Origin of the sequence: Bifidobacterium margollesii, from assembly GCF_002860355.1 — a bacterium.
GTDB lineage: Bacteria > Actinomycetota > Actinomycetes > Actinomycetales > Bifidobacteriaceae > Galliscardovia > Galliscardovia margollesii.
The window spans coordinates 63,172-74,847 of the sequence record NZ_NMWU01000007.1; the positions used below are offsets into that span (position 1 = coordinate 63,172).

At 62.3% G+C, this 11,676-nt stretch carries 11 protein-coding genes; 10 read left to right on the forward strand and 1 reads right to left on the reverse strand.

Going from position 1 to position 11,676, the window contains the following annotated elements; translation table 11 throughout:
- Positions 1-80: 80 nt before the first annotated feature.
- The 10 genes from Uis1B_RS02615 (at position 81) to Uis1B_RS02660 (ending at position 10,970) form a co-directional block, all read left to right on the forward strand.
- On the forward strand, positions 81-1,124 hold the full coding sequence (locus tag Uis1B_RS02615; protein ID WP_101615291.1) for a uroporphyrinogen decarboxylase family protein: 1,044 nt from the start codon (positions 81-83) through the stop codon (positions 1,122-1,124).
- Positions 1,125-1,227: 103 nt separating this feature from the next.
- On the forward strand, positions 1,228-2,088 hold the full coding sequence (locus tag Uis1B_RS02620; protein ID WP_101615293.1) for an SDR family oxidoreductase: 861 nt from the start codon (positions 1,228-1,230) through the stop codon (positions 2,086-2,088).
- Positions 2,089-2,132: 44 nt separating this feature from the next.
- Positions 2,133-4,127 (forward strand): GNAT family N-acetyltransferase, encoded by a 1,995-nt coding sequence (locus tag Uis1B_RS02625; protein WP_101615296.1) that lies wholly within the window; start codon positions 2,133-2,135, stop codon positions 4,125-4,127.
- A gap of 7 nt (positions 4,128-4,134) precedes the next feature.
- Positions 4,135-5,331, forward strand: a complete 1,197-nt coding sequence (locus tag Uis1B_RS02630) for an aminotransferase-like domain-containing protein (protein ID WP_101615298.1) — start codon at positions 4,135-4,137, stop codon at positions 5,329-5,331.
- A gap of 138 nt (positions 5,332-5,469) precedes the next feature.
- Complete coding sequence (locus tag Uis1B_RS02635) at positions 5,470-6,768, forward strand: O-acetylhomoserine aminocarboxypropyltransferase/cysteine synthase family protein (RefSeq protein ID WP_101615299.1); 1,299 nt, start codon at positions 5,470-5,472, stop codon at positions 6,766-6,768.
- 320 nt (positions 6,769-7,088) lie between these two features.
- Positions 7,089-7,931 carry a transporter substrate-binding domain-containing protein gene (locus tag Uis1B_RS02640; protein ID WP_101615301.1) on the forward strand — a complete coding sequence of 281 codons (843 nt, stop codon included), beginning with the start codon at positions 7,089-7,091 and terminating at the stop codon, positions 7,929-7,931.
- Between the two features lie 180 nt (positions 7,932-8,111).
- Entirely contained in the window at positions 8,112-8,801 is a 690-nt protein-coding gene (locus Uis1B_RS02645; protein ID WP_101615303.1) for an amino acid ABC transporter permease, read from the forward strand.
- On the forward strand, positions 8,801-9,511 hold the full coding sequence (locus Uis1B_RS02650; RefSeq protein WP_101615306.1) for an amino acid ABC transporter permease: 711 nt from the start codon (positions 8,801-8,803) through the stop codon (positions 9,509-9,511). The genes Uis1B_RS02645 and Uis1B_RS02650 overlap by 1 nt, the downstream gene beginning before the upstream one ends.
- A gap of 88 nt (positions 9,512-9,599) precedes the next feature.
- On the forward strand, positions 9,600-10,097 hold the full coding sequence (locus tag Uis1B_RS02655; protein WP_101615308.1) for an L-2-amino-thiazoline-4-carboxylic acid hydrolase: 498 nt from the start codon (positions 9,600-9,602) through the stop codon (positions 10,095-10,097).
- Positions 10,098-10,193: 96 nt separating this feature from the next.
- Positions 10,194-10,970 carry an amino acid ABC transporter ATP-binding protein gene (locus Uis1B_RS02660; RefSeq protein WP_101615310.1) on the forward strand — a complete coding sequence of 259 codons (777 nt, stop codon included), beginning with the start codon at positions 10,194-10,196 and terminating at the stop codon, positions 10,968-10,970.
- A 23-nt stretch (positions 10,971-10,993) separates the two neighbouring features.
- Here Uis1B_RS02660 and Uis1B_RS02665 read toward each other — a convergent pair.
- Positions 10,994-11,676 (reverse strand): transposase (locus Uis1B_RS02665; protein WP_165782694.1); only part of this gene is annotated, 683 nt, incomplete at its 5' end.

Here is an 11,676-nt window from a genome sequence, read left to right on the forward strand (position 1 = left end):
CAATATCAATGATCGCGGTCGAAAGGCCGCATAACCAACAGAAATAACCAAAGAAACAACCAATAGAAGGGGGAACCACCATGACCGAATGGACCAAGCGAGATCGACTGGCTGCTGTCTTCGCGGGGGAGAAGGCCGACCGTCCGCCGCTGAGCGCCTACACGCACGAGGTCGCCGCCGAACGCACCGGCGAGGCGCTGACCCGCGCGTCGCTGGATTATGCGAAGAAGTGGGATTGGGACTGGATCAAGCTCAACCCGCGTACCGTGCACTATGCCGAGGCGTGGGGCAACACCTATGATTACGACAACTACCCGGTTCCGGGTCTGCCGATCCCGGCCCAGACCCATGCCGTGATCAACGACGTGGAGGATACGTGGAAGATCGATGCGCTTGATCTCACCGCCAACGAGCCGATCCAGGAGCAGCTCGGTGTGATTCGCGACGTGACCGCCGGTGCTCCCGATACGCCGGTGTTCGCCACCCTCTACTCGCCGCTGAACGTGTTCACCAAGCTGGCGGGCATCCCGTTCACTTCGAACGCTCCGGCTGCACCGGGCTCCACGTCCACGCTGACGATCCAGGACTTCATCCGCGGGGATCGCGCGGGCCTTCACCACGCGCTGCATGCCATCGCCGAAACCCTGGCGTTCTATGCCGAGGAGCAGCGTCGCGCCGGCGCCGAGGGACTGGTGTTCGTGATCGCCGCGCTCACCAAGCCCGACTTCCTCACCGAGGCCGAATTCAACGAGTTCTCCCGTCCGTACGACAACATCGTGCTTGATGGGGCCAAGGGCTCCTACCGCGTGGTGCACACCTGCGGTGAGCAGTCGCACCCCGAATGGTTCCAGGACTACCCGTTGGAGGGCATCAACTGGGATCACACCGACGACACCAACGCCGACTTCGATGCGCCGCTCGCCAAGACCAAGGTGGGCGGGGTGAACCACGCGTTGCTCAGCGGATTCCTCGATGTCGATTCCATCGCCGACGAGGTACGCCGTGAAGTGACCGAAGCCCGCAGGGCCGCCGACGACGTACTCGTGGTGGCGCCGTCGTGCTCCATCGCCAGCACCGCACCGGACGAGGCGCTGAACGCCTACAAGGAGGCCGTGCTCGACTGAGCCGAGGTCTTCCATTCCTCTCGTCTCTCATCAGCGAAACCGGCACCGAAGCCAACACGCAACATCACCAACCACAACATCACAACACCAAGGAGAACCACATATGAGCATCGTCATCACCGCCGCCAGCGGGCATTTCGGTCATCTTGCCGTCAACGCCCTGCTGGATAAGGGCGTGGACCCGCAGACCATCGTCGCGGCCGCGCGCACCGTGGAGAAGGTCGAGGATCTCGCCGCCAAAGGCGTGCGAACCGCGAAGATCGACTACGACGATCCCTCAAGTCTGCGCAAGGCGTTCGAGGGCGCGAACAGGGTGCTGCTGATTTCCGGCAACGAGTTCGGCAAGCGTACCGCGCAGCATCGCAACGTCATCGAGGCGGCGAAGGCCGAAGGCGTGGAGCTTCTGGCCTACACCTCGGTGCTCGACGCCGACCGGTCCCCGTTGTTCGTGGCTCCCGAACATCGCGAGACGGAGGCGATTCTGCGTGATTCCGGCGTGCCCGCCGTGATCCTGCGCAACGGTTGGTACACCGAAAACTATGTGGATGTGGTGCGTCAGGGCATCGCCACGGGAAGGATCGTGTCCGCGGCGAACGACGGCAAGGTGGCCTCCGCGTCCCGCGCCGACTACGCCGAGGCTGCGGCTCAGGTGCTTGTCGGCGAAGGGCATGCCGGCAAGACCTACGAGTTCAGCGGCGATGAGGCATGGACCTACGACGATCTGGCTGCCGTCGCCGCGAGGATCGGCGGCAAGGACGTGGAATACGTCAATCTGACCCCCGACGAACTGAGGACCACGCTCACCGAGGCCGGCGTACCGGAAGGCGGTGTGGCCTACGAGGTGCAGACCGCCATCGACACCGCCAACGGGGCGCTTGCCCTGCAGACGGGAGACCTTGCCCGCGTGCTTGGCCATCCGACCACGTCGCTGGAAACCGTGCTGCGTCGGGAGTTGGGCGAGTGATCCGGCGGACTGCCGGCTGAACCATACAGGGGGTGTGACCGATCATGACCAATACGCTGACGGCTTCGGTGAGAACCGATGAACGCGATCGCCGCGAAGTGACCGTTCGACTTGCGCAGCCGACTGAATACCGGGACCTGGGGGAGCTTGTGGTGCGCTCGTTCTCCTCGGTCATGGAGGTTTCCGCGGAGTATGCGGCCGACATGCGTGATATCGCCGGTCACGCCCTTACCGCCGATGTATGGGTGGCCGTCAGCGACGGGAGTCGTGGGAATCGTCCGCTTGGCGTGGTGCTCACCCCCAAAACCGCCGAAGTGCCCCTCGACGAGCATGGCGGGGACTGGCCGGGCGAACGGGGGTTTCGGCTGCTCGCCGTGGCTCCCGAAGCCCGGGGGCTTGGCGTGGGCCATGCGCTGATCGACCATGCGGTACGCCGCATCGGCGCACTGGGATTTCGTAGGGTGGGCATCGGCACCGGACTGCGCATGCGCGCGGCCCGCAGACTGTATGAATCGTATGGTTTCGTGCGGCGTCCCGAGCGGGAGACGGTGATCGTCGACGGCGGATATCGGGCCGTGCAGTATGCCTATGACATCCCCGCCCCGCTGGTGCACGCCGATCCCGTGATCGACGCGCAGGAGGCGTTGCGCGAGGCGCCGCATCCGGTGGACGCCCCCGGTTCCATACCGTATTTTCTGAAGGCCCTGACTCGCGAACTGCCGGGGGAGATCGTGGATACCTCCGCCGAGACCCTCGAAACCGTGTCGCACGATAGATCCCGATTCATCGACGAGGAGCGTGCCGTGGCTTCGATTACGCCGACGACGGTGGAACAGGTGCAGACAGCGGTGAGACTCGCGGCGAAATACGGGTTTCCGGTGTTCGTCAGAGGTGCCGGCACCGGCCTCGCCGGCGGAGCGGTACCCACCCGAACCGGTGTGGTGATCGACACCTCCGGTCTGACGGCCATCGGAGAGCCGGATCTCACCTCCCATACGATTCGTGTGCAGGCCGGCGCGATCACCGCCGACGTCAATCGGCGTCTCGAAGGCACCGGACTGTTCTATGCGCCGGACCCGGCGAGCTCCGGCATCTCCACCATCGGCGGCAACATCGCCACCAACGCCGGAGGATTCCACTGCGTGAAATACGGGGTGACCCGAGATTCGCTGCTTTCCCTGCGGGTGGTGCTGGCCGACGGATCCGTGATCGAGACCGGCAGCCGTGCGATCAAAAACGTCGCCGGACTTGATCTGACCTCGCTGTTCACCGGCAGCGAAGGAACACTGGGCGTGGTGGTCGAGGCGACGCTGCGGCTGCGGCCCCGGCCGGTTCTGGTTGCCACGGCCCTGGGATTCTACGGCACGCTTGCCGAAGCGGCCCAGGCCGTGCAGCGGGTGAGCCGGGCCGACGTGCAGCCGTCGATTTTCGAGCTGCTCGCCATACCTGCCGGACTATACGAGGATGAACGGTATCGCGAAGCCGCGGCAGGACGCCGGTGGCTGCTGATCGTGCAGACCGACGGATACGGTGCCGTCGAAGCCGCGAGGGTGGTGACCGCAGCCCTGCAGTCCAAACAGGCGAGCGTGCTGACCCCGGATGAGGATGCGGTGGCGGCGCTGTTTGCGCTGCGCTCCGGCGGCAAGCCGGTGCCGGACGGCAGTTGGATGGTCGGCGGCGACGCAGCCGTTCCGATCGGTGAACTGCCCGAATACCTGCATGAGCTGGAACGCATCGCGTCCGAGAGCGGATACGGCTATTCGCTGGTGGCGCATGTCGGTGATGGCAATGTGCATTCGGCGTTCTTCGTCGGCCGGAACGGTGAGTCCGAACCGCCCGAAGGGCTCGTACGGGCGCACGCCAGGCTGGTTCGCAAGGCGATCGCGTTGGGAGGAACCTCCACCGGCGAGCATGGGATCGGCATCGAGCTCAGGGGTTTCCTCGCCGAACAGGTAGGGGACCGCAATCTTGCCGTGCAACGTGCGATCAAAGCCGCATTGGACCCTCGGAACATCCTCAATCCCGGAAAATGGCTGTGAGTGAACGATGACCGCTAATGAATACGAATATTCCGCACTGCTGGGCCGGATTCCCTCCGATGAGCTGTTCAAAGGGCACGATATGGAGGCTCCGCCGATTCGGGTGGATCTGACGGCGGGCATTCCCGACGCCTCGGTGCTGCCGCGCGACGATTTCCGCGAGGCGTTCGACGGGATCATGCGTGATCCGTCGACGGGATTCGACGCGCTGTCATACTCGACGTTCGCCGGATTGGAATCGTTGCGCGGTTTCGTCGCGCAGCGTCGAGGTGTGTCGGTCGAGAACGTGATGATCACCAACGGGGCCATGCAGGGCGTCTATCTTGCGGCTGCGGCCGTGGTGAATCCCGGCGACCGTGTACTGGTCGAGGATCCGGTCTTTCCGGGCGGCGTCCGTATTCTGCGAATCGCCGGCGCCCGCGTCGAATCGGTGCCGAGCGGTCCTCATGGTGTGGACGTCGATGCCTTGGAACGTCGCCTGTCGTCGGGGGAGCGGTATCGGGCCTTGTATCTCGTTCCGGATTTCCAGAATCCGACGGGTGCCGTGCTCGGCGCCGAAACGAAGCATCGACTGGTCTCGTTGGCGGATCGATACGGCGTGACGCTGATCGCGGACAATCCCTATCGGGATCTGTGGTTCCACGACGAACCGGCATGGTTTCCCTCCGAGGCGTTCGACGGCTCCGGGCCGACGTCTCTGATCGAGATCGGATCGTTCTCCAAAACGCTTGGCCCCGGATGGAGGGTCGGATGGATCGTCGCCTCGAAACGCACCATAGCATTGCTGACGTCGCTGCGGCAGAGCATCGATGCGCATCCTTCGGTGGTCTCCCAACGGATCATCGCCTCGCTGATCGGTCGTCCAGACTGGTTCGAGTCCCTTGTTCGGGCCGAACGCAAGGTCTATGCAGTCAAGGCCGGGGCATTGGCCGCCGCCCTTCGATCGGCGTTCGGCGAGTCCATCGTCTTCGACGAGCCTCGCGGCGGATATTTTCTGTGGGCGAGGATCCCCGGAGTGGACTTCGGTGAATCCGACGTCACCCGCCGACTGGCATCGGCCGGTGTCCGCGTGCTGAGAGGCGAGGCGTTCGGCCGTGACGGCGAGCATCGCGATGCGATCAGACTTTCGTTCAGTCATGAAGCCGCCGGTACTCTCGAGGCCGGGGCGGCATTACTGGCGCAGGCGCTCGACGGACTGCGCTGAACGGGAATATGCCGTGGCGTTGGATGGCTGCGGCATTCACGTCGGAAGCGTAGATAGATAGAAGATATATGTAGATACGAAAAGCGATCCAAGGCAGGATCGCTTTTCGTATGGTTCGGAAAGGAGCCACAACAGACCATGACCACCTTCGACACCAACGCCGTGCATTACGGCTATGACCGGGCAGCCAATGCCAATGCCGCCAGCGTGCCCATCTACTCCACGGCGGCGTTCGACATGGAATCGGCGGCAAGGGGAGACCGTCTGGCTGGCGGCGAGGAGTTGGGATTCTCGTATTCGCGTGTGGCCAATCCGACCATCGACGCATTGGAAAAGCGTCTGGCGGCATTGGAGGGCGGACAGGCCGCGGTGGCGGTATCGTCCGGCATGGCGGCGGTGTCGTTCGCACTGCTTGCCGCGGCCGAAGGAGGTGGCAGGATCATCGCCCCGATCGACATCTACGGTGCCTCCGTGGATGCGCTGGCCACGTTCTTCCCGCAGTTCGGCATCCATACCGATTTCGTGGACGACATCAACGATCCCGATGAAGTGGCATCGGCGATCCGGCCCGAAACCAGGGCGATCTTCGCCGAATCGGTGGCGAATCCCTCCACGCGCGTCACCGATGTGCAGCCGTTGGCCGATCTGGCGCACCGGCATGGTCTGCCGCTGATCATCGACAACACCGTCCCCACGCCGTACCTGTTCCGGCCGATCGAATTCGGCGCGGACATCGTCGTGCATTCCACCACCAAAGGCATCTGCGGGCACGGCAATGCGCTGGGCGGCGTGGTCATCGACGCCGGACGATTCGACTGGACGGCCGGTCGGCATCCGCAATTCACGCGGATCGAACAGGTGATCAGCGACGAAAGACGCGGCATCCCCCGAAGCTTCGCGAGTCTGTTCGGCAACTTGGCGTTCATCAGACGCATCCGTACCAAATACGTGCGCACTTTCGGGGCCGTGCTCAGCCCCTTCAACGCCTACCAGCAGCTGATCGGATTGGAAACCCTGCCTGTGCGGCTCGATCGCGAGGTCGCCAGCACGCTGAACATCGCGCAATGGCTGAACGGGCATCCTCATGTGGAGGAGGTGCATTACACCGGCCTGCCCGACGATGCGCAGCGTGCGCTCGTCGATCGGTACTATCCGAAGGGCGTGGGCACGATCCTCTCGTTCCGCATCGACGGTGATCGGGAGAACCTGTATCGTCTGATCGACTCGACGAAGGTGTTCACCTATCTGCCGAACATCGGTGACGCGAAGTCGCTGATCGTGGATCCGGCGCGCATCACCCACCGCGAGGTGCCGGGGGAGTATCGCAGACGTGCCGGGATCACCGACAGCGACATACGTCTGTCGATCGGTCTGGAGGATCCCGCGGATCTGATCGCCGATCTTGATCAGGCGTTCAGGGCCGCCTACCATGGCTAAATGAATGACGGTCGTCCCTATTGTTGGGACGCACCGGGGTGTATGGGTGGCCGGAACGTCATCGATTCGATTGATATGGGGCTGGAGACCGTTGATATCTCCGGCCCCATTCGCCGTCTTATAGCATCCTATAAGCAAAGCTGATGGCGAATGTGGCAAGTTCGAGGTCGCTGAGCTGTACAGTAACCGGGTAGTTGCGGCAAACGCAATGAAACACACACGAATCAACACCGCCGAAGGCGAGCATCGATCGCTGAATCCCAACGGCCCGCAATATGCCGTAGTCGTATCGATGAAGCCTCCGGGTGAAGCAGAGGGGAATGATTATGGGCAAGTTGAAGGCAGTCGTCGCTGCCATCGCCGCATTGGTGACCGTCGGGTCCCTGGCGGCATGCGGCTCTTCGAGCAGCTCTGAATCCAACAGCGGCGAGAAGACCGTCAAGATCGCACTGGAGACCCAGGATCCGCCGTACTCCTACGCCGACAAGGACGGCAAGCCGGCCGGATTCGATCTGGAAGTGCTCAAGTCCCTTGACGAGAAGCTGACGGACTACAAGTTCGAGTACGAGCTGGTCGACTACCAGACCGCTCTGGTGGGCACCAAGCAGGGCAAGTACGACGCGGTGATCGGCGCCTTCTTCAAGACCGACGCCCGTGCCAAGGACTACCTGCTCTCCAAGCCCTACGACTACTTCTTCATGAACCTGATCGTGCCGGAAGGCAGCCCGATCAACAAGCTTGAGGACCTCAACGGCAAGACCCTCGACCCGATCGTGCCGACCGACGGCCGCTACGTCGCCATTCAGGATTGGCTCAAGCGCCACCCCGACATCAAGATCGAAGTGCCGACCGTCACCAACCAGGAGACCTTCAAGGATATGTTCGATGCCGTGAAGGCCGGCTCCTATGACGCCGTCTACCTCTCCAAGGCCCAGTACGAAGGCGTGGCCGACACCCTCGGCTACAAGCTGAAGGTCACCGAGCCCGTCGACGCCGCCGGTATCCGCATCCTGTTCAACAAGCAGCAGACCGATCTGCAGAAGGCCGTGGACGAGCAGATCTCCGCCCAGATCAAGGACGGCAGCCTCGCCAAGCTCACGCAGAAGTACTTCAAGCAGGATGATTTCGCGGAAGCCAAGAAGCTCGGCGTCACCATCGAGTGACCCCACTGGACCGGCCGGACATATCGCCGAGGATTCCGATCGTTGGACGATGATCCGGACGGCCCGATAGTGGAATCAGCCGGACGAAAGGGAAGTGGATCGCAGTCGCGCGCCGCTTCCCTTTCCGCGGGTCTGGGCCGGTTCCACCGCAATGCAGGAACGATATAAAGAGGAGTGACTATGCCAGCGGATCTCATGCAGACCGTGGTGCCGGGTTTGATCGAGCACATCCCCGTCACGTTGGTGTATTGGTTCGTGCCGTCGGTGCTTTCGCTGCTGTTCGGAACGCTGCTGTGCATCGTCAGAGTCGGACGGCACAACATCCTGTACTGGATCTGCACGGTATACATCTCGTTCTTCCGCGGCACCCCGGGAATCGTCCAGATCTATCTGGTGTTCTTCGGATTGCCGAAGATCTTCTGGCTCGTCGGCATCGACATCAACGACTGGCCGGCGGGCGTCTACTTCATCATCGCCACGACGATGAACCTCTCGTGCTTCATGTGCGAGACGCTGCGAGGCGGCTACCTCGGTGTTGACAAGGGGCAGATCGAAACGGGTCTGAGCATCGGATTCAGCAGAACCCAGAACTTCTTCCGCGTCATCGTCCCTCAGACGCTGAAGGTGGCGATCCTCAACCTGAAGAATCTGGAGATCGACGTGCTCAAGGACACCTCCGTGGCGTTCACCATCGGCGCCGTGGAAATGCTCGGCTACGCGAAGGGCGTGATCGCGGCCAGCTACGGTGCCGGACAATTGTGGATCCTCGGCGCGGCAGCCGTGATCTACTTCGTGATGTGCGCGATTCTTGAGATCGTGTTCACCCTCGCCTCGCATCGCATGGAACGCTACGAAAGGAGGACCGCCTGATGGAACTCGACTACGATTTCATGGTCAGCGACTTTCCGACCGTTCTCGCCGGATTGCCCAAGACCCTGTCCCTGACGTTCTGGTCCATGCTGTGGGCTCTGATCATCGCCATCGTGTTCGGCTCGGTAATCCTTTCCCGCGTGCCGCTGGCCAAGCAGATCGTCGTGGCGCTCAACACCTTCATCAAGGGTGTGCCGCTGACGGTGCAGCTGCTGTTCTGCTACTATGCGGTGCCTCTCGTATGCAAGTGGCTGGACTCCATCGGCGTCTACCAGTTCGACCCGCGGCACATCCCGTACTTCCCGGCCGCGGTGGTGGCCCTCTCCTGCAATTTCGGCGCCTACATCACCGATGTGGTGGTCTCCTCGGTGAAGGCCGTCGACAAAGGACAGATCGAGAGCGCGGCCGCGGTGGGCATGACTCCCGTGCAGACGGTGATCCGCATCATTCTTCCCCAGGCGACGGTGATCTCCATCCCCAGCATGACCAACTACTTCATCTGGCTGCTCAAGGGCACGTCGCTGGCCTCGATCATCAACGTGGCCGAAATGCTCATCACCGCGCAGATCAGCGCGGCGGACGGCTACCAGTATCTGGAGGCGTACGTTGACGCGGCGATCATCTACTGGATCGTCTGCGCGGCGATCGAATTCGGATGTGACAAGCTTTACAAGCGGATCGGCTTTTTCATGCAGCCGGCAAGAGCATAATGGAATTCTGAACGGAACATTCACGTCCGTCGACGATTCCGCCGACGGCCCCGGGTTTCCCGGGAAACTCAAGGAAAGAAGGCCCACGATGGCATTCGAAAACAACGTTCCCACACTGCATGGGGAGATGGTCGACGCCGCCAGGGAGATCTCCGAACGGCGTGCTGCGACGATCAGCCGCATGGTGGACGAGGCCGCCAAGCACGGTCTCGACGACCAGTTCGCCTACGATGCGGTCGCCGACTACGGCGTGGACAACGCCAAGGCGTTCCGCAAGACGATGAAGGATCCCGACTCCTTCCAGGAGTTCATCGACGAGTTCGGCACCGATCACAACCGCGAGATCTACGAGATGGAGACGGTCACCAAGAACGAGAACGAACTGCGCATCGACTTCCACTACTGCCCGTACGTGACCCAGTGGGTCAAGCAGGGCAAGAACGAAAAGGAGATCGCCCGACTGTGCGAGATCGCCATGGCCGGAGACCACTCCTTCTCGGCACAGTTCCCGCATGTGAAGTTCGACCTCGAAGGCACCATCGCCGACGGCAATCCCACCTGCGTGCTGCGGTTCACCCGCAAGTAGCCGTATTCGTCGGACCGCAGGAGCGATCCGACGAATACGACGAGCCGCGCTGACGGTTCACGGTATATGAGTTCACGACACTGATTGAGGACAACGATGACAGAGCACACCGAATCACACGACGAAGGGATCGTCGTCTCGCTGCGGGGGATCCGGAAATCCTTCGGCAGCAACGAGATCCTCAAGGGCATCGACCTTGACGTCCCCAAAGGCGAGGTACTGGCCATTCTCGGCTCCAGCGGCTCGGGAAAGACCACGCTGCTGCGATGCATCAACGCCCTCGAACGGCCCGACTCCGGTTCGGTGCGGGTGGACGGGTCGTTCATCGACTATGACGGCAAGGTGTCGAACAAAGACATTCTCGCCCTGCGACGCAAAACCGCCATGGTGTTCCAGAACTACAACCTGTTCAAGAACAAGACGGCTCTGCAGAACATCACCGAAGGCCTCACCGTGGTGCAGAAGATGCCCAAGGACAAGGCCGTCGCCGTCGCACGCGAAGTGCTGGAGAAGGTCGGGCTTGCCGAATACGCCGACCGGTATCCGGTACAGCTTTCCGGCGGTCAGCAGCAGCGCGTGTCGATCGCCCGAGCCTTGGCTCTTGACCCGGATGTGATCCTGTTCGACGAGCCCACCTCCGCGCTTGACCCCGAACTGGTGAGCGACGTGAACGACACGATCGTCGAAGTCGCCAAAACCGGCGTCACGATGATCATCGTGACCCACGAGATACGATTCGCGCACAACGTGGCCTCCCGCGTGATCTTCGTGGATAAGGGCACGATCCTCGAGGAAGGCACGCCGGAGGAGGTCATCGATCATCCGAAGACCGAACGCGTACGCGAATTCCTCAGCAAGATGGCCATGAAATAAGAGGCTTCTGTTGTTTTCGTGGGTTAGTTGGTGGGCTCCGGCAGTCGGATGTCGAGGCCGCCGCATCTGAGCATGACGAAGCTGATGAGGTTGTTCACGTGGTGGAAGCCGTAGGCCATGCGGATGGTGACCTTGATGCGGTTGTTGAACGCCTCGAGCCTGGCGTTGGAGTAGCCGAGCTCGATCGTGCGCAGGATGTCGGGCCGGCGTCTCCTGATCTTCCTGGAGAGTTCGACGATCTCGGGGATGCGGCTGTGGGACGCCCAGAATACCCAGTGTTTGAGCTCTCCGCGGGCCTGTTCGATGGGGTGTCTGAGCAGGTTGCGCAGGAGTTCCTTGAGCCGCCATGCGCGGTAGAGCTGTCCCCTGGGATCCGTGTTCCCCAACGCGGTGAGGGATTCGTCCTGCCGTCCGGTGAGATGGTCGGGGTTCTTCAGGACCGCGTACCTGACGCCGCGCATGCGTTTCGTGGTCTCCTCGTCGCCTTCGCGTCTGGCCTGGTTCCAGAGGCGTTTCCTGACCTGGTCGAGCGCGTCGCTCATCCAGGAGACGATGTGGAAGCCGTCGAGCACGCGCTGCGCGTCCGGGCACCATTCGCGCACGCATGAGTCGATCCAGCGTGCGCCGTCGCCGGTGACGACCCGGATGGAGGCGCGCTGCCCGTCGGTGAGCTGCCGGAAGAACAGGTCGAACACGTCCCTGCCGT